This is a genomic window from Stenotrophomonas sp. YJH_SMC_69, from assembly GCF_059370495.1.
On sequence record NZ_JCAFTS010000003.1, the window covers coordinates 35,086 to 57,540 of the forward strand.

The window sequence follows — 22,455 nt, forward strand, 5'->3', positions numbered from 1 at the left end:
TCAAGCCACTGGCAGTTCCACCAGGCCGTTTTCCACGCAGGCGATCATCTGTTCGCCGCTGGCGGGAGCAGGCACGATTCCGGCGGTGAACCCGGAAAAGGCCGGCAGGACCGTCATCCGCTCGCGCAGCCAGAAGGCCGGGAAGCGCCGGCGCAATGCGGGCAGTGCGACCTGCGGATGCAGGTGGCCTGCGAGCACGTGCCACGCCGGATCTGCGCACGGTTCATGGCGCAGCAGGAACGGCGCCAGCCGCACCTCCTCGTGGATCTGCACCTGCAGCTGGGCATGCGGTAGCTGCCGGTCATGATTTCCGCGCAGGACATGCACGTCCAGTGCGGTGTTGCGTTCGCGCCAGCCGAGCCATTGCTGGTACCAGGCGGCGCGATGCGCCGGCCCATGCAGGATGTCGCCCAGGATCCACAGTTCGCGGCAGGCATGCCTGTCCAGCAGACCCTGCAGGCGTTGCAGGTCTTCGCCGGTTCCGCCGCTGGGCAGCGCGATGCCGGCGCGGCGGAACACATCGGCCTTGCCCAGGTGCAGGTCCGCGATCAGCAGCGCCTGCCGCGCCGGCCAGTAGAGTGCGCGTGCGCCCGCCAGGGTCACCGGTTCGCCGGCAAGCAGCAGCGGTATTTCATCGGCCATGGCGACGTTCCAGCTGCTGGGCCGCGCGTTGCACGCGGGTACGCCAGTCCTCGTTGCTGAACTGCCCGCGCAGGCGTTCGGCCCACAGTGGAAAGCCCAGGGGCGTCAGCGATGGAGGGCGCTGCATCGACATGCGTCGCGCGCCGATCCGGACCAGCACCTGGCGCAGCCCCGGCAGGTCGAGGCTGTCATGCAGCACTTCGCGTTCGGCGAGCGCCAGCAGCAGGTGCTCGGGGTCATGCTCGCGCAACACGTCGTACAGCAGGCCCGCCGAGGCCTGCAGTTGGCGCAGCGATCGCGGCATGCCCCCCGGCAGGCTGGGTACCAGCAGGCCTGCGACGCGCGCGATGCCACGGAACTGGCGCCGCGCAAGCTCGCCCAGGTTCACCGCCGCACGCAGATCGTCCAGCAGCTGATCGGTGGTGAACAACGCATGCCATTGCGCCGCGTCCAGGTCGATCGCCTGCGCCGGTGCCAGCACCAGGCCGTGATCATTCACGGCATAGCCGATGCTGTTGCGTTGCTGGCGGGTGCAGCGCAGTGCCAACAGGGCGGCCAGCGCCTCGTGCACGTGGCGTCCGGCGAAGGGATAGACGAAGAGGAACTGGCCTTCGCGGCGGCGTACGTCTTCCAGCAGCACGTGGTCCGGGCCGGGAAGCGCCGACACCTGCTGCTGAAGTGCCAGCAGCGGTGCCAGCCAGCGCGCTTCCGCACTGTCGTCGGCGCCTGACAGCACCGACTCCAGTTCGCTGCCGAGTGCCATCGACAGCGGCAGCTGGCCTCCCTGCCAGCGGGGCACGACACCTTCACCGCGCCCTCGTGCCAGCCGCACGAAGGCGGTCATGTCGCGCAGCTGCACCAGCTCCAGCAGGCGCCCGGCGAACTGGAAGCGGTCTCCGCGGCGCAGGCGGCTGGCGAACTGTTCCTCCACGGCGCCGAGGCCGGCCCCGCGCAGGAACTGCACGCGCACGCTGCCATCGCTGCTGATGGTGCCGATCGACAGCCGGTGGCGTAGTGCCTGGCGCCGGTCGTGCATCCGGTAGCGGCCATCGGCGTCCTGCACGACCTTGTGGAAGTCAGGGTACTGGGCCAGGGCCTGGCCCCCCTGCACGATGAAAGTCAGCACGGCCTGCCACTGGTCCTCGGCCAGGGATGCGAACGCATGGGTGCGCCGGACCTGCGCCAGCAGCGCATCACCGTGGAAGCCACCGGCCAGGGCACGGCTGACCGCATGCTGGGCCAGAACGTCCAGCGACAGCATCGGCGGCCTGCGTGCTTCGACCACGCCTTCGGCCAGTGCGCGACGCACGGCTGCGTACTCGGCCAGTTCCAGCGCATGGCTCGGCACGCAGAGGATCGCGCCACTGGCACCGGGACGATGGCGCGCACGTCCGGCGCGCTGGCGCAGGCGGGCGACGCCCTTCGGGCTGCCCAGCTGCAGTACCTGTTCGACCTCGGGAAAGTCCACGCCGAGGTCGAGGCTGGAGGTGGCGACCACGCAGCGCAGCGTTCCTGCACGCAGCCCGTCCTCCACCTGCTGGCGCAGCGCCGGATCCAGCGAACCGTGGTGCAGCGCGAGCGTGTCGTGTTCCTCGGGCCAAACCGACGCCAGCGCCTGATGCCACAGTTCTGCCTGTGCACGGGTGTTGGTGAAGAGCAGGCTGCTGCGTGCCTGCATCAATGCGTCCAGCACCCGCGGCAGTTGGACCAGGCCCAGGTGCCCGGCCCAGGGAAAGCGTTCACCGGGTTCGGGCAGCAGGCTGCGCACCGTGGTCGCACGCGGGCGCACGCCCTGCACGATCGGCGCGTCGGGCTGTCCGGGCAGCAGCACGTCGCGCGCCTCATCCAGATTGCCCAGCGTGGCCGACAGCCCCCACAGCTGCAATGCAGGCGCGGCATCGCGCAGCACGGCCAGATTCAACTGCAGCAGGACGCCGCGCTTGTTGCCCAGCAGTTCGTGCCATTCGTCCACCACCACGCAGCGCAGCTGGCGCATGCGCGGCAGCGTATCCGGATAGCTCAACAGCAGCGCCAGCGATTCCGGCGTCGTGACCAGTACGTCGATGCGGCCCTCGCGTGCCTGTCGTCGTTCGCGGTTGCTGGCGTCACCGCTGCGCAGGCCGACACGCCATCCAAGCTGCAACCCATCGACCACGGCCTGCAGCGCACGCGCGGTGTCGCTGGCCAACGCGCGCAAGGGCGTCACCCACAGCACCTGCAGCGGGCGTACCGCACTGGCGCGGCGGGGCGAAGGCGGTGGGTCGATCATGGCCTGCAGCAGCGGTCCCCCGAACATCGCCAGTGTCTTGCCGCTGCCTGTGGGCGTGTGCAGCAACCCGGATCCGCCGGCGAGATAGTGCCGCCACATCGCGCGCTGGAACGGCAACGAGCGCCAGCCTTTCGACGCGAACCAGTCTTCCAGCCGGCGTAGTGCCTGGCTGCGGTTCATCGCGCCAGCGCCTGCAGGGTAGCCAGCTGATCGGCCTCGCTGGCTGGCTTGTCGTGGCGCCAGCGCAGGATGCGTGGAAAGCGTACGGCGATACCGGACTTGTGCCGGCTGCTGCGGTTGACCGCCTCGAAGCCCAGTTCGAAGACGTGTTCGGGGCGTACGCTGCGCACCGGGCCAAAGCGCTCGCGGGTATTGGCGCGGATCCAGCGATCAAGCGCGAGGATCTCCTTGTCATCCAGGCCCGAATAGGCCTTGGCCACCGGTACCAGCGTGTCGCCGTCCCAGACGCCGAAGGTGTAGTCGGTGTACAACGTGCTGCGCCGCCCGTGGCCAGCCTGCGCGTACAGGAGCACTGCATCGATGGTGAGCGGATCGACCTTCCATTTCCACCAGTCACCGCGGCGTCGCCCGGCCTGGTAGGGCGAGGCACGACGTTTCAGCATCAGCCCTTCCACGCCACGTTCGCGTGCCACATCGCGCATCGCCGCCGCCTGCGGCCAGTCTTCGGCGGCAACGTCGGGTGAGAGCTGGATCCGTGCATCACCCAGGGCACCGACGACGTCGGCAAGCCGTGCACGCCGTTCCCGCAACGGCAACTCACGCAGGTCCGCGCCATCGTGTTCCAGCAGGTCATAGGCGAGCACGCGCACCGGCGTGTTGCGCAGGGTAGCCGCACCGGGCTTGCGGCGCTGGATGCGGGTCTGCAGCGCGGTGAATGCACGCGGCAGGTCCGTGGCTTCGTCCCACGCCAGCAGCTCTCCGTCCAGCACGCAGCCATCGGGAAGCGCCATCGCCGCCTGTTCGATTTCGGGGAAGCGACCATCCAGCCGCTCTTCGCCGCGTGACCACAATGCGACCTCGCCGCGCCGGCGCAGCAGCTGCAGGCGGATGCCATCCCACTTCCATTCCAGCAGCCAATCTTCGATGGGGCCGAGGCGTTCGGCAGGATCGCCTTCCAGTGGCGAGGCGAGGAAGAACGGGTAGGGTTGCTGCCGGTCCAGTGGCAGCTCATCCGGCGACAGCAGCTGGCCCAGCAGTGCGGGCGAGGGCACCCACTCGCCAAGCATGCGCTGGGCGATGCGCGCGATGTCCAGCCCGGACCACTCCGCCAGTGCCTGCTGCACCAGCCGCTGCGAGACGCCAACGCGCAGGGCGCCGGTCAGCAGCTTGTTGAACACCAGGCGTTCGCTGCTGCACAGCTGCTGCCAGCCCGCGACGACCGCCGCACGGCGTACCGCTTCGGGCTGGTTGGCCACCGCCAGCAGATGCTGTTCGATCCAATCCGCCAACGCACGGTCGGCGGCCGGCTGGGATGGATCATCCAGCAGCAGGGTCAACGTTTCGGCCAGGTCACCGACCTGCGCATAGCTGTCTTCCACCAGCCATGGCGGCAAGCCGGATTCTTCGGCAATCCAGGCGCGCAGTTCGCCACTGGCGGCGATCTTGCGGCGTGCGCCGCCCACCTTGCCACCGCTGAGCAGGTACAGCGCCCACGCCGCATCGTGCGCGCCTGCCTGGCGGAAGTAATCGATCAATGCCGCACGCTTGTCCAGCGTGGCGGTGCTGCGGTCCAGGCGCTGGTAGAGCGCCGCGAAGGCCTTCATTCCTCGCTCCCGAAATCGGTACGGAAGGCTTCAGCCGCTACGCCGCGCTCTCGCAGGAAGGGAATCAACGCATCGGTATTGCCATGGGTGGCGATCACCCGCTGCGCGCCGGTCTGTTCGATGGTCTGCAGCAGTGCGGGCCAATCGACGTGATCGGAAATGACGAAGCCACGATCGACGTTGCGGCGACGCCGGTTGCCGCGCAGCTGCATCCAGCCCGATGCGAAGCCCAGCTGGTAGCGGCCGAAGCGGCGCATCCACGGTGTGCCGGCGGCCGAGGGCGGGGCGAGGATCAACTGGCCGGCGGCATCCGGCTGGCGACCCTGCTCGGCCACCGCCAGCGTCTCCAGCATTGGCACGTTGGCCTGCCGATACACCTCCACACCATTGGCGATGGCACCGTGCAGCCAGGCCGGGCGATCGTCCAGCGGCAGCAGTTCGGCCAGTACCCGCTGCGCCTTGCCCAGTGCATAGCACAGCAGGATGGCAGCTTCGCCGCGCTGTTCGCATTCGCGTCGCCACGCCACGATCTCCGCAGCGACGGTGGGCGTGTCCGGCCAACGATAGATCGGCAGGGCAAAGGTGGCCTCGGTGATGAAGGTATCGCAGGGCACCACTTCGAACGACGCACAGGTTGGATCAGGCTGGCGCTTGTAGTCGCCGGACGCCACCCAGACCTGCTGCCCGTCGTCGATGCGCACCTGCGAAGACCCCAGTACATGGCCGGCGGGATGCAGCGATACCTGCACCCGGCCCAGGCGGAACGGCACGCCCTCGGCATGCGCCTGCACCGGCACATCGCCCAAGCGCCAGCGCAGGATCGGCAGGCTGCCGTCGCTGCAGTGGTATTCGCCCATGCCCGGGCGTGCGTGATCGCCGTGGCCATGGGTGATGACCGCGCGCGGGACCGGTCGCCAGGGATCGATGTGGAAATCACCGGCGGCGCAGTACAGCCCTTCGGGGCGCAGGACCACCAGATCGTCATTGACTGCCATGCGGTCACTGTGGCCGGCCGCTCGTGCACAGGGTGAGAATCGGCCTGAACACGGGCTTGGCAGGCGATGCGGCACAATCGAACCGCAGATCTCTTGCCGCCAGGACGGACCGGATGAGTGGACCCAGCTTCAGCAGCAATGCGCCCTACGAAACCCATGTGGTGCTGAACCAGCCGCCGTCGTTCGCGGGGCGCCAGTTGTGGACCGATGACGTGGCGCTGATGGAGGCGGTGCAGCGCGAAGGCGCTGGCGGCTTTGCGCCGCGGCTGGCGGTCTATGGTGCGCTGGCGGGTGACGAACTGTACCGGCTCGGCTTCGATGCCAACCGCGATCGGCCGCGCCTGCGCACGCATGATGCGCAGGGCCATCGCATCGATACGGTGGAGTTCCATCCGGCCTATCACCAGTTGATGGGCACAGCGAAATCGCACGGGGTCGCCGGGTTGTCCTGGCACGAGCCGCAACCGGGCGGGCATGTCGCGCGCGCGGTGTTGAGCTACCTGCACCACCAGGCCGAGGCTGGCACCAGTTGCCCGTTGACGATGACCCATGCGGCAGTTGCAGTGCTGCACACGCAGCCGCACCTGGCCGAGTGGGCGCGCAAGGCCGCAGCGCCGGTCTATGACCCGCGCGATGTACCGGTGGCGGACAAGGCCGGCATCACGCTGGGCATGGGCATGACCGAGAAGCAGGGAGGCTCGGATGTGCGTGCCAACAGCACGCGCGCTGAACCGATCGATGGCGAGCGCTATCGCCTGGTCGGTCACAAGTGGTTCTTTTCCGCACCGATGTGCGATGGCTTCCTGGTTCTGGCGCAGGCGCCGGGAGGACTGACCTGCCTGCTGATGCCGCGCCGGCTGGCCGACGGCGACCGCAACGCATTCCGGTTGATGCGCTTGAAGGACAAGCTTGGCGATTGGGCCAATGCCTCCAGCGAAGTCGAGTTCTGCGGGGCACAGGCGTGGCGCGTGGGCGAGGAGGGGCGGGGCGTGGCCACCATCATCGGCATGGTGATGATGACCCGCCTGGACTGCATGCTGGGCGCGGCGGCGGAAATGCGCATGGCGCTGGCGCAGGCGCTGCATCACGCACGTCATCGCCGCACGTTCGGCAAGCTGCTGGTCGAGCACCCGTTGATGACCAATGTGCTGGCCGACCTGGCACTGGAGTCGGAAGCGGCCACAGTGCTGTCGATGCGCATCGCGCGTGCGGTGGACCGGGCCGGCGTGGATGCCAACGAAGCGGCGTTGGCGCGTGTGGGGACGGCGCTGGGCAAGTACTGGTTGTGCAAGCGCGCGCCGGCCTTCGTCAATGAAGCACAGGAATGCCTGGGCGGCGCGGGCTATGTGGAGGAATCGATGCTGCCGCGGCTGTACCGGCAGGCACCGTTGAATTCGATCTGGGAAGGAAGCGGCAACATCCAGTGTCTGGACGTGCTGCGCGCGCTGGCGCGCGAACCGGAGGCGCTGGCGGCGCTGCGCGCTGAACTGGCGGCGGTGGCCGATCGTGATGCGCGCTACGCAGCGGCTTTGCAGCGGTGGGCAGCAGCACCGCCACCGGATGAGTCGCAGGCGCGGCTGTTCTGCGAGCGCACAGTGCTGTTGTTGCAGGCCGCGCTGCTGTTGCGTGCGCAAAGTCCGATGGCAGAGGCGTTCGTGCGCAGCCGGCTGCAAGCGGAGCATGGGCTGGTGTTCGGGACCCTGCCGACGGGCGTGGATCTGTCGGCGATGCTGGTGCGCGCGCTGCCGTAGGAGCGCCCACCACGGAATCAACGGAAAAAACGCAAAGCGAAAAGCAGAAAAGCCGCGGCAGTGCCGCGGCTTTTCCTGTAGCGCCGGGCCCATGCCTGGCTGCCGGTACGCCTCAGTGCTTGGCTTCTTCCTTGGCGGCGTTCGCCTTCGCGTCATTGGCGACATCGCGGGCCTTGTCGGCCACCTTCTGTGCGGCGTTGGCAGTCGCGTCGCTGGCGTGTGCGGCGGCGTCGGTTGCGGCGTCCTTGGCCTTGTCGGCAGCGTTGGCGGTGGCGTCTGCAGCCTTGTCCAGCGCCTGCTGGGTATCGGCGGCGGCCTGCTCGGAGGCTGCAGCGGTCTTGTCGGCGGCGTCACGGGTAGCTTCTGCCGCCTTGTCGACGGCATCGCGGGCAGCCGCGCCGGCGCTGTCAGCGGCCTGCTGCGCGTCCTGCTTGGCCTGTTCGGCTTCCGGGCCCTTGCAGGCGGCCAGGGCCAGCAGCAGGGAGGCGGCCAGCAGGGTGGTGGTGATCGGGCGAATCTTCATGGCGGTCTCCGGTACTGCAATGGATGGGGACGCCAGCCTATTCATGCCGTTGTGAAGGTGGGGTCGCGATGCCCGCGCCGCGAGGTCGCAGTGGCGCAAAGAAAAAGCCGCTGGCGAACCAGCGGCTTTTCCGGAACAGCGTGAAGAAAGAAGTTATTACTTCTTGGCTTCTTCAGCAGCGTCCTTGGCCTGCTCAGCGGTAGCTTCGGCAGCCTTGGCAGCGTCCTTGGCTTCGCCAGCAGCAGCGTCGGTCGCGGCAGCAGCGGTGTTGGCAGCAGCGTCGGTCGCAGCGTCAGCAGCGGTGGCGGCGGTGTTGGCAGCCTGCTGGGCAGCGTCGGCGGTCTGGGCGCCGGCAGCGGCGGCCTGGTCGGCAGCAGCCTGGGCTTCGGTGGCGGCTTCGTTGGCCGAAGCAGCGGCGTCCTGGGCAGCTTCCTGCTTCGAGCAGGCGGCCAGGGCCAGAGCCAGGGACATCGCGACCAGCAGCTTGTTGATGCTCATTGTGTAAATCCTCGTCGTTAGAATTAGGCAACGCGCATGCTGCGCGCCGACAACATGATGACAAGCCAAGATTGGGTGTCAAGCGATCCCGCATTCATTTTTGCGAAATCATCGTTAAATCTTTTTAAATCAATTCGATGGCGATTGCCGTTGCTTCGCCGCCACCGATGCACAGGGTGGCAATGCCGCGCTTGCCACCGCGCGTGCGCAGGGCGTTGACCAGGGTCACCACCAGGCGTGCACCGGAGGCACCGATGGGATGACCCAGCGCGCAGGCACCGCCATTCACGTTCAGCTTGTCGTGCGGGATGCCCAGCTCACGCATCGGCGCCATTGCCACCACGGCAAAGGCCTCGTTGATCTCGAACAGGTCGATCTGGTCCAGCGACCAGCCGGTCTTGGCCAGCAGCGTGTGGATCGCGCCGATCGGGGCGGTGGTGAACCACTCCGGTTCCTGCGAATGGGTGGCGTGGCCGACGATGCGGGCCAGCGGAGTGATGCCACGGGCGGCCGCGTCTTCCTCGGTCAGCAGGACCACCGCGGCGGCGCCGTCGGAGATGCTGGAGGAACTGGCGGCGGTGACGCTGCCGTCCTTCTTGAAGGCCGGGCGCAGGGTCGGGATCTTGGCGATATCCGAGCGCCCCGGCTGCTCGTCGGTGGCGACCTCGACGTCACCCTTGCGGGTGGCTACCTTCACCGCGACGATCTCGTCGGCGAACGCACCGTTGGCCTGTGCGGCCTGCGCGCGCTTGACCGATTCGATCGCGTAGGCGTCCTGCTCCTCGCGGCTGAACTGGTACTTGTCCACGGCGCATTCGGCGAATTCGCCCATGGCCTTGCCGTCATAGGCGTTGACCAGGCCGTCGTGGGCCATGTGGTCGACCGCCTGGAAGTTGCCGAAGCGGTTGCCGGTACGGGAGTTCGGCAGCAGGTGCGGGGCGTTGGACATCGATTCCATGCCACCGGCGACCACGATGCTGGCCGAACCGGCCTTGATCAGGTCATGGCCGAGCATGATGGTCTTCATGCCCGAGCCGCACACCTTGTTGAGGGTGGTGGCGCCGGTCGACAGCGGAATGCCGGCGGCGATCGCCGCTTGGCGGGCGGGCGCCTGGCCGAGGTTGGCCGGCAGCACGCAGCCCATGAGGACCTCGGAGACGTCGCTGGCCGGTACGCCCGACTGTTCCAGGGCGGCAGCGATGGCGGCCGCGCCGAGGGTGGGGGTCGGCACGCCGTTGAACTGGCCGAGGAAGGAGCCGATGGCGGTGCGCTTGGCGGCGGCGATGACGATGTTGGACATGGCAATCTCGTTGATGCGTAAGCAATGTTCGGAAAGGAGACCGCGGACGTTGGAAGCGCCCCGGTTTCCCGGCAGACTGCGTGGGGGTCGGCCCAAGTATAGAGGGTCGGGGAGGGCCGCCGCTGGGCGGCACCGCACGCCTGCCGGGATGTAGGCAGGTCAACGTTCATGGGAAGGAATCGATGGAACGCACGACGATGGTTAGGTCCGCGCTGGCAACGGCGCTGGCGATGGCAATGACGGCATGTGGTGGCGGCGGCGGCGGCAATGTCCGCATCGATCCCCCTCCGACCACCCCCACACCCCCAACGACGCCCCCTCCGACGGCACCGCCTCCGGCCAAGCCGCAGGAACCGGCCTTCGACGCGCACCTGTCAGTGACCAATGCGCGTGCCGCACAGGCCGCCGGCCTGACCGGGCAGGGCGTGCGCATCGGCATCGTCGACTCGGGCGTGCAGCGCAACGCAGCGGCATTGAACGGGCGGGTGGTGGGCAACCTCAACTACATCGATCCGGCGCGCAACAACCTGCTGGTGGACGACGTGGTGGGCCACGGCACGGCGGTAGCCAGCCTGGCCGCCGGCGCGCCGGTGGGAACCTGGCCGGGCGGCATCGCCCCCGGTGCGCAGATCGTTTCGGCGCGGATCATCGCCGACAAGCCGCCGGTCGATGACGGCAGCGGCAAGGGCAATTCCTTCAGCGGTCCGCTGGGCGTGGCGCAGGTCCACCAGGACCTGATCAGCTACAACGTGAAGGTGATGAACAACTCGTGGGGCGGCCTGTACTGGACCGACCTGCCGACCACCGCGCAGGTGGCGGCCGAGTACCGTCCGTTCGTCATCAACCATGGCGGCCTGGTGGTGTTCGCGGCCGGCAACGATGCGCGCACCGAACCGAGCAGCCTGGCCGCCCTGCCCAGCCAGCTGGGCGTTGCCGGCTCGCTGCCGGCGGCCGACCTGGAGCGCGGTTGGCTGGTGGCGACCGCAGTGGATCCCTATGCACCGGGCACGCTGGCCAGCTACGCCAATGCCTGCGGGCAGGCGGCGCGCTATTGCCTGGCGGCGCCGGGCAGCGCGGTCTATCCCGATGCCAATGGCAGCACCTACTACTGGAACTACGGGACGTCCTTCGCCGCCCCGTTGATCTCCGGCGCCGCCGCGCTGGTCTGGCAGCGCTACCCGTACTTCGACAACAACCTGGTGCGGCAGACCCTGCTGGGCACGGCCAAGGACATCGGCGCGCCCGGCGTGGATGCGGTGTTCGGCTACGGCCTGCTCGACATCTCGCGGGCGATCAAGGGCCCGGGCCGCTTCGACTGGGGTGACGTAGTGGCCAATGTCGATGCGCCATCGAGTGGCTCGCTGTGGAGCAACGACATCGTCGGCAGCGGCGGCCTGGTCAAGCAGGGCGGGGGCACCCTGGTGCTCGCAGGCAACAACAGCTACAGCGGCGCCACCCGCATCGAACGCGGCATCCTGTCGCTGCAGAACGGCGGTGTCATCCGTTCCAACGTGACCATCCTCGGCCAGCCCGACCCGGATTCGACCGGCCTGCAGTTCAATGGCGGCACGCCGCGCGTGATCGGCAACGTGGTCAACAGCAGCAGCGTGTTCCTGACCACCGGCAGCACCACCGGCACCATCGAGGGCAACTACACGCAGCAGGCGGGTGGCCAGTTGATGATCGCGCTCGGTGCCAATGCGCTGCAGGTGACCGGCACGGCCTCGATCAATGGTGGCGTGCGCGTGCATGGCTTCGTCTCCGGCTACGTGCCGCAGAACGGCAGCCGCCAGGACCTGGTCCATGCGGCCGGTGGCCTGAGCGGCACCTTCAGCAGCCCGGCCTCCTCCAGCGGCCTGCAGGGCCTGTCGCTGCTGCAGAGCAGCTATGGCTATGACAGCAACACTGCCTGGTTGAACCTGACCCAGGTGAGCGTGACGGCGGCGGCGACCGGGCTCGCGGCCTCGGCGCAGTCCGCGGCGCAACGACTGGAAGGTGCGTTCAGCGCCCTCGATGGCAGTCCTGCGCTGCAGGGCTCGGCCTTCGGCACGGCGGCCGGTGCGCTGCAGTGGACCGGCGGTGGCAGCGAGGGCCTGGCAGCCAGCCTGCAGAGCCTGTCCGGGCAGGCGCATGCGCGGGCCGAGTCGGCCACCTTCGACAGCATCGACATGTCGCGCCGTGCGATCGCCGAGCGCTTCGATCGCGTGCAGGCGGCGCCGCGCCTGCGCGGGGCCTGGCAGAGCGCGCTCGGTGAGGCCGGGCAGGGCAGTTTTGCCGGCAATGCCGCCGACAGCCGTGGCTGGATGGCCGGCCAGGACCTGCCGCTGGGCAGCAATGGGCTGATGGGCGTGGCCTTTGGCGAGACCCGCAGCAATGGTGGCAGCAGCTTCGGCGGCGATCGTGGGCGTGATCGCCAGGCGCAGGCACAGTTGTACGCCGGTTGGAACCTGGGCCGGGGCTATGCGCTGGCGCAGGTCGGCAGCGGCCAGTTCACCCGTGCGCTGGATCGCCAGTTGCTGCTGGGCGCCGGTGCCTATGGTGTTTCCGCACGTTACGGCGGACGCTTCAGCAGTGCCAGCGTCGAAGGCGGCTATCGTTTTGGCCGCGCGGGCGCGTCGTTGACACCGTATCTGGGTGCCAGCACCACGCGCGTGGATACCGATGCCTTCAATGAGCTGGGTGGTTTCGGCTTCGGCCTGCGTGGCGACGCCAACCGCGTGCAGCGCAGCCAGATGCTGGCCGGTATCCGCGGCGAGCGCGGCTGGGGGCGCTGGACGCTGCGCGGGCACGCCGAGTGGCAGCAACGGCTCGACGGTGCCGATGCGGACTGGCAGGCCAGCTTCGTTGGTGTCGATGCCTGGGCACCCCTGGCGGGATGGGACGCACCGCGTGGCAGTGCGCTGTTCGGCGTGGCGCTGGAGTCGTGGTGGGGCCGCAATGGCCGCCTGAGCCTGGGCTTCGACCAGCGCGTCGGTGGCGAGGGCGCGCGCCAGGCGGCGCTGCGCTACAGCACCGGGTTCTGAGCGGGAGGTCGCGCCGGGACGTCAGCTCCGGCGCGACATCGGCAGGCTCAGCCGCCGCGCAGGTTGCCCAGGCGCGGGGTGCTGCGGCCCAGCGGCATCTTCAGCTTGCCGATCGACAGGATGCGGCTTTCGGCGATGCGGTCGGCCGCACGCTGCGGCGCGATGTTCTCGCGCTGCGACAGTTCGAAGATGCGGGTGAGGTTGTGATAGATGCTGCGGATCAGGCGCATCGCGCGTTCGCGGTTGTAGCCATCGATCTCCAGCGACACGTTCATCACGCCGCCAGCGTTGACCGCATAGTCCGGCGCATACAGGATGCCGCGCGCGTGCAGTTCATCGCCGATTTCCAGGCTCGACAGCTGGTTGTTGGCGGTACCGCAGATGATCTTGGCCTTGATCCGCGGCAGGGTGTCGGCGTTGATGGCGCCTTCCAGCGCGCACGGTGCGAACACGTCGGCGTTCACTTCGTGGATCTCGTCGGGCTTGACCGCTTCGGCGCCGAAATCGCTGACCGCGCGATCAACCAGTGCGCTGTCCAGGTCGGTGACATACAGCTTGGCACCGCGGTCGCGCAGCAGTTTCACCAGCTCCATGCCGATGTGGCCCAGGCCCTGCACCGCGATGCTGGTCTTGCCCACTTCCTCGTGGCCGAACTTGAAGCGCATCGCCGCCATCAGCGCCTGCAGCGCACCGTAGGCGGTGAACGGGGCCGGATCGCCGGAGCCGCCATGGACCTGGTGCACGCCGGTCACGAACTGGCTCTCCAGGTAGATGTTCTCCATGTCGTTGACGTCGGTGCCGACGTCTTCGGCGGTGATGTAGCGGCCGCCCAGCGAGTCGACGTAACGGCCGAAGGCGCGGAACAGCACCTCGGTCTTGTCCACCTTGGGGTCGCCGATGATCACCGCCTTGCCGCCACCGACGTTGAGGCCGGCCAGCGCATTCTTGTAGGTCATCGTCCGGCTCAGCCGCAGCACGTCGGCCAGTGCCTCGTCGGTGCTGGCGTAGGGGCGCATGCGCACGCCGCCCAGGGCCGGGCCCAGGGTGGTGTTGTGAATGGCGATGATCGCCTTCAGGCCAGCATCGTGGTTGTGGCAGAACACCACTTGTTCGTGGCCGGTGGTGGCGAGGGTTTCGAATAGCATGGCGTCTCCGATGGCGCGAACAGCGGCGAACTGCAGCGAGCGGCCAGTGAACGGTAGGGTCCCAAAACAAAAAAAGCGACGTCGTCATGGCTGGGGGACGGGTCGCGCGGCGCCATTCTAGTCCATTCGCCCGGCCGTTGCCGTCGACGTCGGCGGCCGTCAGGTTAAAGAAGATGAAAGTGCGGCCGATGCTGCGACGACGGCGGGTGGCCGGATGGGCGTGAAGAGGCAGGGCGGTCAGTGACGGCAAGGGCATCACAACGACAGGACGGGCGGCGATGACAGCGGCATGGTGGCGATCGCTGCGCGGCTGGCTGACACGTTCGACCGGGACGGCACCGGCGCGGCTGGTTGCCGCATCCCGCCAGGCGGTGGCCGCCGCAGCCGCAAGCCTGCAGGGCGAGGCGCTGCCGTCGCCGGAGATCGCCGCTCACCTGCAACGCGGGCTGCATGCGCTTGCGTTGTACCCACGGCTGGCCGGCGAGCCAACGCCGGTGCAGGACCCAGGCCTGGGCGAGGCGGTGGCGCGCGCGCTGCAGGACCGCGACTGGGCGGCCAGGCAGCTGCCCCGCCGGCCGCAGCTGCTGCCGCAGCTGATCCAGACCGTCAACGACGATGCCGCCTCGGCCCGGGTGATGGCCGCGATCATCGGCCAGGACCCGGTGCTGACCGGCAACCTGCTGCGCATCGCCAACAGCCCGGCCTACAAGGTCCACGAGCGCCCGGTAGAGAGCCTGCAGCGGGCGGTGACCCTGGTCGGCACCGAGGGCGTGCGCCAGATCATCAGTGCGGTACTGGTGCAGCCGGTGATGCAGGTGCAATGCGAGGTGTTCCCGCAGTTCAGCGCGATCATCTGGGAGCACGCACTGCTGGCATCGCGTGCAGCGGCCGACCACGCACGTACGGTCACCTTCGGCGATGCCTTCGCCGCGCAGTGGCTGGGCCTGGTGCAGGGGCTGGGTGCGGCGCTGGTGATGCGCCAGCTGCTGCAGGAGGCACAGGCCCGTGGCGAGCCCGTGGAGCCGGCGTTGGCCCTGCAGCTGTTGCAGCAGTGGTCGTTGCCGCTGGCGCAGCGGGTCGCTGCCGCATGGGAGTTGCCTGAGCCGGTTCACCAGGCCTTGGCGGTGGATGCGGAAGGATCGTTGGCCGACAGCCTGCGCCTGGCCAGCGCGGCCGCAGCGGCCAGCCTGTTGTGCCGCCATGGGCATGCCAGCCAGAGCCGCATGCTGGCCCTGCTGGAGCAGCTGCCCTCGGCACCGCCGCATGCATTGCGCTGGATCTGGCGGCGCCTGCATGGGCGCAACGTGGAAACGCTGGACGAGGCCGGACAGGATGAGGCCACTCCGGCGTCCTGAGCGCTACAGCTGCGATTCCACCGGCAGCCAGCTGATCACCCGCGACAACCAGCGCTTGCGCGCCGTTGCCCCTGGCTCGGCCTCCACCCAGTGCGGTGGCGGTTCGCGCTCCAGCCAGCGCAACCGGCGGCGGTCGTCCAGTGCCAGCCACCAGCTGTGCCTGGGGTCAGCCAGGCGCAGGTATTCGTCCCGCAGCTGTGTACCCAGCACCGGATCGTCGAACAGCACACCCATTTCAGTGTTCAGGTAGGCCGAGCGCGGGTCCAGGTTGAAGGAGCCGACGAAACCGCGGCGGTCATCGATCAGGAATGCCTTGGTGTGCAGGCTCGCGCCGCTGCTGCCGAACACGCCGGCATCGCCCGACTGACCCTGTGCCTTCAGCTCGTACAGGTGGACGCCGGCTTCCAGCAGTGGCACGCGGTAGCCCATGTAGCCCCCGTGCACGGCGGCGACGTCGTTGGCGGCCAGCGAGTTGGTGACCACGCCCATCTGCACGCCCCGCCCGGCCATTGCCGAAAAGCCATCGAGGCCCTCGTTGCCGGGCACGAAGTAGGGCGAGATCAACAGGGCCTTGTGCCGGGCGGCCTGCAGCTCGCTGATCAGGGTCGACACCAGCCAGGTGGCGCGATCATCCCTGCGGTGCTTCATCGGCGGGTCCGACACGATGCGCACGGCACCGCTCCAGTGCAACGGCTCGGGGCTCGGGCGCTGCCGCTGGCGTGATTCGGCCACGCGCGCAAGGTAGGGGCGGGCCACGTCCCGCTGCGCCTCGTGGTCCGATTCGCGCACCAGCAGGCGCAGTTGTGCGTCGGTATGGAAGGCAAGCGCGGATACCGGGATGGCGGTTTCGCTGTTCCAGTAGTCGTCGAAGATCCGGTTGGCCTGCTCCACGGCGGGGCCGGCGACCAGCAGGTCCAGATCCTGGAAGTTCACGTCGGTGCGCGCGCTGAAGTACTCCTCGCCGATGTTGCGGCCACCGACGATTGCGACGCGGCCATCGGCGATCCAGCTCTTGTTGTGCATGCGGTGGTTCACGCTGAAGAAGCGCTGCACCATCTCCACCATGCGCAGGATGCCGGTCCGGTTGCGGAACGGGTTGTACAGGCGGATCTCGATGTTCGGATGGGCATCGAGCGCCATCATCAGCGCGTCCTTGTCCTTGGCATTCATGTCATCGAGCAGGATGCGCACGCGCACGCCGCGCTCGGCGGCGTCGTACAGCGCCTTGGCCATCAGGTGGCCGATCAGGTCGTCGTGCCAGATGTAGTACTGCAGGTCCAGGCTGCGGCCGGCCTGGGTGGTGATCATCGCGCGGGCGGCGAAGGCATCCATGCCATCGCTGAGGAAGGCCACGCCCGACTGGCCGGGATGGGCCGCCTGCAGCGGCACGATCTGCTGGTCGATGCGGGTCTGTGCCGGCTGCAGCGGCAGCACGTGCGAAGGCGCGCCATGCGCCTGCGGCGTGAGATGGTCGGCCAGCAGCAGCCCGGACAGGACCAGCAGCACCAGCACGGCGAGGATGATCGCAGCAACACGCAGCAGGCGTCGCCACAGCGGCTTGGGCAGGCTCATGCCCCGATGGTAGAGCCACGCCATGCGTGAAGGAATGCCTGCAGGATCGACAGGGGGTCAGAGCCCCTGCCTTCGGCACGGGATCCGACCCCCGGATCCCTCTCCACGGGAAAGGGCCCTGACCCGCACACCTCAGAACCGCTCGTCGCTGCCCAGGTAGCGCCACTGCCCCGGCGGCAGCGGCCCCAGCGCCACGCGTCCGATACGCAGGCGGCGCACGGCCGTGACCTCCAGGCCGGCGGCGCTGACCGCCACACGCAGCCCCTTGGCCGTCAGGCCCTTGCCGGCGAAGCGCAGGCGCTGCTCGCTCTGCCAGCTGACCTTGGCGCCGCCCGATTCCTGCTGCAGCCGCGCCATCAGCCACGGCCCGCGCTCGGGACCGCCTTCGGCCACTTCGATCAGGTATTCCTGCTCGGTACGGCCCAGGTTGCGCTGCAGGTGGGCCAGCGTGGCCGGATCCTGGCTGACCACCACCAGCCCGCTGTCGCTGGCCGGCAGCGAGGCGGCCAGCTGCAGGCCGTGGAAGTGACGCTGCAACGGACGGATGTCGCTGGCATCAAGTTCGCTGCGGCTGTCACTGCTGACCAGGGCACACAGGGTTTCGGCGGCGACACCGGCCGGCTTGTGCAGCAGCATGCTGACCCGCTCGGCCTTTTCATCGCTGGCCTGTTCGGCCACCACGATCACCGCGCTGCCATCGACCGGGCGCTGCGGCTGTTCCACCACGTCGCCGTTGACCGTGACCCAGCCGCCTTCGATGTAGCGCCGCGCTTCGCCGCGCGGGATGCCGAGCAGGGCGGACAGGCGTTTGTCGAGACGGATCGGTTCCATGGCAGGCAGGTCGGGCAGGGGGCGCGCAGTGTAGCTGCTGCGGCCGGTCAGCGCTGGCCGCGGTTGGCCAGCTCGGTCAGGTACAGGCGGGTATCGAACTCCAGCTGCAGGTAGTCCGGCTCCATGTGCTGGCACAGCTGGTAGAAGGCCTTGTTGTGGTCGGCTTCCTTCAGGTGGGCCAGCTCATGCACCACGATCATGCGCAGGAACGCCGCGGGTGCCTGGCGGAACACGGTCGCGATGCGGATCTCGCGGCTGGCCTTGAGGCGGCCGCCGTGCACGCGGGAGATGGCGGTGTGGGTGCCCAGCGCGTGCTTGATCACTTCCAGCGTATTGTCGTAGCAGACCTTGTTGAGCGGCACCGACTTGCGCAGGTAACGGTCCTTCAGCTCCTGGGTGTAGTCGTACAGCTGGCGGTCGCTGCGCACCTCGTGCGGGTCGGGGTAGCGCTGCTGCAGCCAGGGGCCGAGCCTGCCCTGCGCCAGCAGCTCGCTGACCTGGGCAACCAGGGGTTCGGGATAACCGGTGAGGTACTTCAGGACTGCCATGCAGGGCCGGCGGGGCGTCGGTAGAATGGGGCATCCAAGATTACACGCGGTACGCACCGACCATGGCAAAGCCCAACGCGCTGCAGGAACAATTGCTCAAGGCCGGCCTGGCCAAGAAGTCGCAGGCCAGCGCCGCCGCACGCGAGCAGGCCAAGGCCCGCCAGGGCAAGGCCGAATCGACCTCGGCCGAGGTCCAGCGCGAGGCTGAACGTGCCCGCGCCGAGAAGGTCGAGCGCGACCGCGCACTGGCCGCCGAACGCAATGCCCAGGCCAGGCAGGCTGAACAGAAGGCCCAGGCCAGGCAGATCATCACGGCCCATGCCGTACCCCACAAGGGCGACGACGAGTACCGCTTCAGCGATGGCGCAGCGATCCGTACCCTGCTGATCGACCCCAAGCTGCGCAAGGCGCTGTCGGTGGGCGTGCTGGTCATCGTCGCCCACGGCGAGGGCTATGCGTTGCTGCCCCGCGCCGCCGCCGAAAAGGTGCGTGAACGCGCACCCGAAGCAATCATCGTCGACCACGGCCAGCCGGGCTCGACCGCCGAGATCTCCACCGGCAACGCAGAAGACGACGCCTATTACGCGCAGTTCCAGGTGCCCGACGACCTGGTCTGGTAAGCAAAAAGGGGACGGAGGGGATTAAGCCGCAATCGGCCTGATCGGATCCGTCGGCGTTCTGTTTGGCATCCTGAAGAGCAGCCGAGCATGGCTCGGCTCTACATGAAGGCCTTCCTTTTTGCCGGGGTGTATCGTCCCCATATCGGGCGACACACCTGCGGAGGATAGCCATGGCCACCGGTTGGGCAGGAGACGGCGCGGTCCAGGACCAGATCGACGCCACCGTCGACGACGCGATCGCCCGCGCGCGGCGCCAGCTGCGCGAGGGACCCGGTCTGGAACACTGTGAGGAATGCGACGCGCCGATCCCGTTGGCGCGGCGCCAGGCTGTGCCTGGTGTGCGGTTGTGCGTTGCGTGCCAGCAGGCGCGGGACGACGAAGACCAGGCGCATGCCGGGTACAACCGGCGTGGCAGCAAGGACAGCCAGCTGAGGTAAAGGGGTGTTTTATTGCAGGGCTGCGCCCTGCACCTGCAGAAGCAACGTCAACATCAAAGGCGCCATCCATGGCGCTCACTGATCTGGCCCCCCTCAACCGGACCCACACCGCCCCGCCATCCCACGGAATGCCGCTCTTGATCTTGCTTCGGCTTCGGCTTCGGCCTCTGCAGGTGCAGGGCGCAGCCCTGCCGAAAACTCCACCCTCAACCGTCGCCCTGGATGCCGCCGGGGGCCTGCGCCGGGTCACGCCAGCGCCGTACCGTGCGCTGGAAGAACAGGTTGTTCGGCAGCTGCAGCACCGTGCCCTCGTGGCCCTCGCCGGTCTCCTGCAGCGTGGTGTAGATCAGGTTCACGTCGATCACCCGGCCCTTCAGGCCCGGCTTCTCGCCGTTCTCCAGCACCTCGATGTAGTCGTGCAGGCGGAACGGGCGGGTGGTGAAGATCAGCAGCGTGCAGAAGATGTTGGACAGCACGCTCCAGGCCGCGAAGAAGGCCACCGCGCCCACGGCCGCGAAGCCGGTGAACGCGGTCCACAGCACCGAGGGCTTCGCGCCGAGCAGGCTGAGGATGTACAGCAGGGCACTGAAATAGACCACGAAACTGGTGATCCGGCGCGCGCCCATCACCATCTCGGGCGGCAACGTGTAGTGCTCGGCGAAGCGGCGGATCAGGCGCCGGGCGAGCACGCGCAGGAGCCACGCGACCAGAAGCACCACTACGATCTGCAGGGCGACGCCGGCGTAGTTCAACCACGGGTGGGTCCAGGGCGGCAGGTGATCCTTCAGCGACAACATCATGGGGCGACAACAGGTGGCAATAACGACCTTCGATGTTACCCGGCGCGTGCCGGGGATTCGACCGCCGGGGCCCAGGCCAGGCACACCAGCGCCTGGCGATGCTGTTGCAGGCAGGCACGGCCGTTACCGGGGTGCAGCTGCAGCGACAGGCCCAGTGCCTGCAGCACGACGCAGGCGGCGATCACCAGCAGGGCGGCGCAGGTTGGGCTGGACATGGCAGGACTCCTGGACGGCAATTTCGCGAAGGACCTTGCATGGATGCAGCAGGTGTCGAAAAGGTTGCACGGCAGTGAACGTCGTCCGGCTCTAAACCTTTTCCCGGGCCGCCGCATCCAAGCGATATGCTCGACACCACCATGCCCGCGCCGCCTGCCGCCCACGACGCCGTCGATGAACCCGCCCTGGTGCGGGCGGCCGCCGCCGGCGATACCTCGGCCTATGAACTGCTGTACCGGCGGCATGCACCGCGCGTGTTCGCCGTGCTGTGGCGGCTGTGCGGGGGCCAGCAGGCGCGTGCCGAAGACGCCTTGCAGGAAGCCTTCCTGCAGGCGTGGAAGGCGCTGCCGGGGTTCCGTTTCGAGAGCAGCCTGTCGACCTGGCTGCATCGCCTGGGCGTCAACGCTGCGCTGATGGAACTGCGTGGGCGCGCCGCCGGGCAGGACCACGACAGTCTTGATGATGTGGACGGAGGACTGCAGGAGCTGGCCGTACACGACCGCTGCGCCGGTACCGAGCGCGACCTGGAGCGCGCGCTGGCGACGCTGCCGCCGAGGGCGCGCGCGGTACTGGTGCTGCATGACATCGAGGGCTGGAAACACCAGGAGATCGCCGCGCAGCTGCAGATGGCCGTCGGCAGCTCCAAGGCACAGTTGCATCGTGCGCGCGGCCTGTTGCGCGCACGGCTGGGAGACATGACATGAGTACACACGAACACGATTCCGACCACGATCTGGTGGCCCGACTGCGCGCGCTGCCTTCCGAACGCGGCCTGCCCGCCGATGGCTGGGCGCGGTTGTCGGCGCAGCTGCCGCCGCGTGAACCACAGGCGGCGCCTGCGCCGACCGGCAACGTGGTGGTGCTGCCGGGGCGTTCGCGCCGGCGCTGGTGGTTGCCGGTGGGGGCCGCACTGGCCGCAAGCCTGGCGCTCTACGCGGTGGCGCCGTGGCGCCATGCGCAGCCGGACGCGCCGGTGCCGTCTACCCTGCAACTGCAGGCCGCGGCGATGACCGAGCAGTACCAGCAGGCAGTGGCCTCGTTGCCCGCAGGCCGGGCGCCGGAATGGCAGCCGGCGCTGCACGAACTCGATGAAAGCGCGGCACAGATCCGGGCCGCGCTGGCGCAGGATCCACGCGCGCCGCATCTGCTTGGCCAGCTCAAGCGCACCTATGCGTTGCGGCTGGAATTGACCCGGCAGGCGGCCTATGCCGCCGAGTCCGGCCTGACGACCTGAGGAGACCCCCGATGACACGAACCCTGATGACCTGCTGCGCCGCGCTGTTGCTGCTGCCCGCGGTGGCCCTGGCTGACACCCGGATCGACGAGCGCCACAACCTGGCCGCCGGCGGCCGCATCGAACTGAGCAACGTGGCCGGCAAAGTGAGCGTGCGTGGCTGGGACCGCAACGACGTGCAGCTCACCGGTACGCTAAGCGATGGCCTGCAGCTGCGCCAGGAGAAGAGTGCCAACCGCGTGCGCTGGGAGATCGAGTATCCGCGTCGCAACAACAACGGCGGCGCGACGCTGGTGCTGAACGTGCCGCGCTCGGTGGAACTGCTGCTGAGTACGGTCAGTGCCAGCCAGGACATCAGCGGCATCGATGTGCGCCGCCTGCAGGCCGACACGGTCAGCGGCAGCCTGAGCGCCTCCGGTCGCAGCGGCGACAGCAAGCTCAATACGGTCAGCGGCGGTGTCATCGCGCGCCTGCAGACGCCGAAGCTGGACGTGAACACGGTCAGTGGCCGCATCGAAGCCGGCGGCGGCGTGTCCGGTGACATCGGTGCACAGACGGTATCCGGCCGGGTCGAGGTCGATGCCGGGCGGGTGCAGCGGCTGGCGGTGGAAACCGTGTCGGGCAGCATCGACCTGTCGGCGGCCGGGCTGGCGCCGGGGGGCCGTATCAATGTCGAATCGGTGAGCGCGTCGGTCAACCTGCGCCTGCCACGCACGGTTTCGGCGCAGCTGTCGGTGAACAGCTTCAGCGGGTCGATCAACAGCGACGCCGGCCAGGTGGAACGGCCGCGCTACGGCCCCGGCAGCCATCTCGATACTCGGCTCGGCAATGGCGACGGTGACATCCGCATCCAGTCGCATTCGGGCAGTGTGCGGGTACGCCTGGATCGCTGAGCGCGGTCCGGCAGGCCGC

The 22,455-nt window shown here is 68.6% G+C and carries 21 protein-coding genes; 8 read left to right on the forward strand and 13 right to left on the reverse strand.

Annotated elements, in window-relative coordinates:
• From pdeM to AC5P8F_RS05750, 4 genes are read right to left on the reverse strand one after another with little or no spacing between them, the layout of a single operon-like run.
• Entirely contained in the window at window positions 1-642 is a 642-nt protein-coding gene (pdeM, locus tag AC5P8F_RS05735) for a ligase-associated DNA damage response endonuclease PdeM (RefSeq protein ID WP_014647987.1), read from the reverse strand.
• Window positions 632-3,091, reverse strand: coding sequence for a ligase-associated DNA damage response DEXH box helicase (locus AC5P8F_RS05740; RefSeq protein WP_495227716.1), 2,460 nt, complete (start codon window positions 3,089-3,091; stop codon window positions 632-634). The genes pdeM and AC5P8F_RS05740 overlap by 11 nt, the downstream gene beginning before the upstream one ends.
• The gene (locus AC5P8F_RS05745; RefSeq protein WP_046431931.1) at window positions 3,088-4,695 is read right to left on the reverse strand and encodes an ATP-dependent DNA ligase; all 1,608 of its coding nucleotides are present in this window, start codon (window positions 4,693-4,695) and stop codon (window positions 3,088-3,090) included. The genes AC5P8F_RS05740 and AC5P8F_RS05745 overlap by 4 nt, the downstream gene beginning before the upstream one ends.
• Window positions 4,692-5,690: a ligase-associated DNA damage response exonuclease gene (locus AC5P8F_RS05750; protein WP_495227718.1), complete on the reverse strand. Its 999-nt coding sequence runs from the start codon at window positions 5,688-5,690 to the stop codon at window positions 4,692-4,694. The genes AC5P8F_RS05745 and AC5P8F_RS05750 overlap by 4 nt, the downstream gene beginning before the upstream one ends.
• A gap of 113 nt (window positions 5,691-5,803) precedes the next feature.
• Between AC5P8F_RS05750 and AC5P8F_RS05755 the strand changes: the two genes are divergently transcribed.
• On the forward strand, window positions 5,804-7,441 hold the full coding sequence (locus tag AC5P8F_RS05755) for an acyl-CoA dehydrogenase family protein (protein WP_046431928.1): 1,638 nt from the start codon (window positions 5,804-5,806) through the stop codon (window positions 7,439-7,441).
• Window positions 7,442-7,553: 112 nt separating this feature from the next.
• Here AC5P8F_RS05755 and AC5P8F_RS05760 read toward each other — a convergent pair whose 3' ends face one another.
• From AC5P8F_RS05760 to AC5P8F_RS05770, 3 genes are all read right to left on the reverse strand, one after another.
• Window positions 7,554-7,964 carry a hypothetical protein gene (locus tag AC5P8F_RS05760; protein ID WP_014647982.1) on the reverse strand — a complete coding sequence of 137 codons (411 nt, stop codon included), beginning with the start codon at window positions 7,962-7,964 and terminating at the stop codon, window positions 7,554-7,556.
• A 156-nt stretch (window positions 7,965-8,120) separates the two neighbouring features.
• Window positions 8,121-8,462, reverse strand: coding sequence for a hypothetical protein (locus AC5P8F_RS05765; RefSeq protein WP_005418203.1), 342 nt, complete (start codon window positions 8,460-8,462; stop codon window positions 8,121-8,123).
• A gap of 124 nt (window positions 8,463-8,586) precedes the next feature.
• On the reverse strand, window positions 8,587-9,762 hold the full coding sequence (locus AC5P8F_RS05770) for a thiolase family protein (RefSeq protein WP_014647981.1): 1,176 nt from the start codon (window positions 9,760-9,762) through the stop codon (window positions 8,587-8,589).
• A 182-nt stretch (window positions 9,763-9,944) separates the two neighbouring features.
• Between AC5P8F_RS05770 and AC5P8F_RS05775 the strand changes: the two genes are divergently transcribed.
• A complete protein-coding gene (locus AC5P8F_RS05775) occupies window positions 9,945-12,785 on the forward strand; it encodes a S8 family serine peptidase (protein ID WP_495227720.1) in 2,841 nt (946 codons plus the stop codon).
• 47 nt (window positions 12,786-12,832) lie between these two features.
• Here AC5P8F_RS05775 and AC5P8F_RS05780 read toward each other — a convergent pair whose 3' ends face one another.
• Complete coding sequence (locus AC5P8F_RS05780) at window positions 12,833-13,930, reverse strand: Glu/Leu/Phe/Val dehydrogenase dimerization domain-containing protein (protein ID WP_008264553.1); 1,098 nt, start codon at window positions 13,928-13,930, stop codon at window positions 12,833-12,835.
• Window positions 13,931-14,208: 278 nt separating this feature from the next.
• Here AC5P8F_RS05780 and AC5P8F_RS05785 point away from each other — a divergent pair, with 278 nt between their 5' ends.
• Window positions 14,209-15,285, forward strand: a complete 1,077-nt coding sequence (locus tag AC5P8F_RS05785) for an HDOD domain-containing protein (protein WP_046431919.1) — start codon at window positions 14,209-14,211, stop codon at window positions 15,283-15,285.
• Window positions 15,286-15,288: 3 nt separating this feature from the next.
• On the opposite strand, the gene AC5P8F_RS05790 is transcribed toward AC5P8F_RS05785, so the two are convergent.
• The 3 genes from AC5P8F_RS05790 to AC5P8F_RS05800 form a co-directional block, all read right to left on the reverse strand.
• Complete coding sequence (locus AC5P8F_RS05790) at window positions 15,289-16,881, reverse strand: phospholipase D family protein (RefSeq protein WP_329768445.1); 1,593 nt, start codon at window positions 16,879-16,881, stop codon at window positions 15,289-15,291.
• A gap of 108 nt (window positions 16,882-16,989) precedes the next feature.
• A complete protein-coding gene (locus AC5P8F_RS05795; protein WP_014647977.1) occupies window positions 16,990-17,688 on the reverse strand; it encodes an RNA pseudouridine synthase in 699 nt (232 codons plus the stop codon).
• 47 nt (window positions 17,689-17,735) lie between these two features.
• Entirely contained in the window at window positions 17,736-18,236 is a 501-nt protein-coding gene (locus AC5P8F_RS05800; protein WP_014647976.1) for a M48 metallopeptidase family protein, read from the reverse strand.
• A gap of 62 nt (window positions 18,237-18,298) precedes the next feature.
• Between AC5P8F_RS05800 and AC5P8F_RS05805 the strand changes: the two genes are divergently transcribed.
• Together AC5P8F_RS05805 and AC5P8F_RS05810 are read left to right on the forward strand one after the other, a co-directional pair.
• Window positions 18,299-18,856, forward strand: a complete 558-nt coding sequence (locus tag AC5P8F_RS05805) for a DUF2058 domain-containing protein (RefSeq protein ID WP_014647975.1) — start codon at window positions 18,299-18,301, stop codon at window positions 18,854-18,856.
• A gap of 170 nt (window positions 18,857-19,026) precedes the next feature.
• Entirely contained in the window at window positions 19,027-19,293 is a 267-nt protein-coding gene (locus AC5P8F_RS05810; protein ID WP_014647974.1) for a DksA/TraR family C4-type zinc finger protein, read from the forward strand.
• A gap of 206 nt (window positions 19,294-19,499) precedes the next feature.
• Here AC5P8F_RS05810 and AC5P8F_RS05815 read toward each other — a convergent pair whose 3' ends face one another.
• Together AC5P8F_RS05815 and AC5P8F_RS05820 are read right to left on the reverse strand one after the other, a co-directional pair.
• Window positions 19,500-20,093: a mechanosensitive ion channel family protein gene (locus tag AC5P8F_RS05815; RefSeq protein WP_080469282.1), complete on the reverse strand. Its 594-nt coding sequence runs from the start codon at window positions 20,091-20,093 to the stop codon at window positions 19,500-19,502.
• Between the two features lie 35 nt (window positions 20,094-20,128).
• The gene (locus AC5P8F_RS05820) at window positions 20,129-20,308 is read right to left on the reverse strand and encodes a hypothetical protein (protein ID WP_014647972.1); all 180 of its coding nucleotides are present in this window, start codon (window positions 20,306-20,308) and stop codon (window positions 20,129-20,131) included.
• Between the two features lie 126 nt (window positions 20,309-20,434).
• Here AC5P8F_RS05820 and AC5P8F_RS05825 point away from each other — a divergent pair, with 126 nt between their 5' ends.
• The 3 genes from AC5P8F_RS05825 to AC5P8F_RS05835 are packed head-to-tail and all read left to right on the forward strand — an operon-like array spanning window position 20,435 to window position 22,436.
• Window positions 20,435-21,013 (forward strand): RNA polymerase sigma factor, encoded by a 579-nt coding sequence (locus AC5P8F_RS05825; protein WP_032958649.1) that lies wholly within the window; start codon window positions 20,435-20,437, stop codon window positions 21,011-21,013.
• Window positions 21,010-21,543, forward strand: a complete 534-nt coding sequence (locus tag AC5P8F_RS05830; protein ID WP_046431913.1) for a hypothetical protein — start codon at window positions 21,010-21,012, stop codon at window positions 21,541-21,543. The genes AC5P8F_RS05825 and AC5P8F_RS05830 overlap by 4 nt, the downstream gene beginning before the upstream one ends.
• Window positions 21,544-21,554: 11 nt before the next feature.
• Complete coding sequence (locus AC5P8F_RS05835; protein WP_032958651.1) at window positions 21,555-22,436, forward strand: DUF4097 family beta strand repeat-containing protein; 882 nt, start codon at window positions 21,555-21,557, stop codon at window positions 22,434-22,436.
• Window positions 22,437-22,455: the final 19 nt, after the last annotated feature.

Excerpts from the sequence above, each read along its gene's own strand:
- pdeM (WP_014647987.1), bottom strand. The coding sequence starts at position 642 with ATGGCCGATGAAATACCGCTGCTGCTTGCCGGCGAACCGGTGACCCTG.
- AC5P8F_RS05740 (WP_495227716.1), bottom strand. The coding sequence starts at position 3,091 with ATGAACCGCAGCCAGGCACTACGCCGGCTGGAAGACTGGTTCGCGTCG.
- AC5P8F_RS05745 (WP_046431931.1), bottom strand. The coding sequence starts at position 4,695 with ATGAAGGCCTTCGCGGCGCTCTACCAGCGCCTGGACCGCAGCACCGCC.
- AC5P8F_RS05750 (WP_495227718.1), bottom strand. The coding sequence starts at position 5,690 with ATGGCAGTCAATGACGATCTGGTGGTCCTGCGCCCCGAAGGGCTGTAC.
- AC5P8F_RS05755 (WP_046431928.1), top strand. The coding sequence starts at position 5,804 with ATGAGTGGACCCAGCTTCAGCAGCAATGCGCCCTACGAAACCCATGTG.
- AC5P8F_RS05760 (WP_014647982.1), bottom strand. The coding sequence starts at position 7,964 with ATGAAGATTCGCCCGATCACCACCACCCTGCTGGCCGCCTCCCTGCTG.
- AC5P8F_RS05765 (WP_005418203.1), bottom strand. The coding sequence starts at position 8,462 with ATGAGCATCAACAAGCTGCTGGTCGCGATGTCCCTGGCTCTGGCCCTG.
- AC5P8F_RS05770 (WP_014647981.1), bottom strand. The coding sequence starts at position 9,762 with ATGTCCAACATCGTCATCGCCGCCGCCAAGCGCACCGCCATCGGCTCC.
- AC5P8F_RS05775 (WP_495227720.1), top strand. The coding sequence starts at position 9,945 with ATGGAACGCACGACGATGGTTAGGTCCGCGCTGGCAACGGCGCTGGCG.
- AC5P8F_RS05780 (WP_008264553.1), bottom strand. The coding sequence starts at position 13,930 with ATGCTATTCGAAACCCTCGCCACCACCGGCCACGAACAAGTGGTGTTC.
- AC5P8F_RS05785 (WP_046431919.1), top strand. The coding sequence starts at position 14,209 with ATGACAGCGGCATGGTGGCGATCGCTGCGCGGCTGGCTGACACGTTCG.
- AC5P8F_RS05790 (WP_329768445.1), bottom strand. The coding sequence starts at position 16,881 with ATGGCGTGGCTCTACCATCGGGGCATGAGCCTGCCCAAGCCGCTGTGG.
- AC5P8F_RS05795 (WP_014647977.1), bottom strand. The coding sequence starts at position 17,688 with ATGGAACCGATCCGTCTCGACAAACGCCTGTCCGCCCTGCTCGGCATC.
- AC5P8F_RS05800 (WP_014647976.1), bottom strand. The coding sequence starts at position 18,236 with ATGGCAGTCCTGAAGTACCTCACCGGTTATCCCGAACCCCTGGTTGCC.
- AC5P8F_RS05805 (WP_014647975.1), top strand. The coding sequence starts at position 18,299 with ATGGCAAAGCCCAACGCGCTGCAGGAACAATTGCTCAAGGCCGGCCTG.
- AC5P8F_RS05810 (WP_014647974.1), top strand. The coding sequence starts at position 19,027 with ATGGCCACCGGTTGGGCAGGAGACGGCGCGGTCCAGGACCAGATCGAC.
- AC5P8F_RS05815 (WP_080469282.1), bottom strand. The coding sequence starts at position 20,093 with ATGATGTTGTCGCTGAAGGATCACCTGCCGCCCTGGACCCACCCGTGG.
- AC5P8F_RS05820 (WP_014647972.1), bottom strand. The coding sequence starts at position 20,308 with ATGTCCAGCCCAACCTGCGCCGCCCTGCTGGTGATCGCCGCCTGCGTC.
- AC5P8F_RS05825 (WP_032958649.1), top strand. The coding sequence starts at position 20,435 with ATGCTCGACACCACCATGCCCGCGCCGCCTGCCGCCCACGACGCCGTC.
- AC5P8F_RS05830 (WP_046431913.1), top strand. The coding sequence starts at position 21,010 with ATGAGTACACACGAACACGATTCCGACCACGATCTGGTGGCCCGACTG.
- AC5P8F_RS05835 (WP_032958651.1), top strand. The coding sequence starts at position 21,555 with ATGACACGAACCCTGATGACCTGCTGCGCCGCGCTGTTGCTGCTGCCC.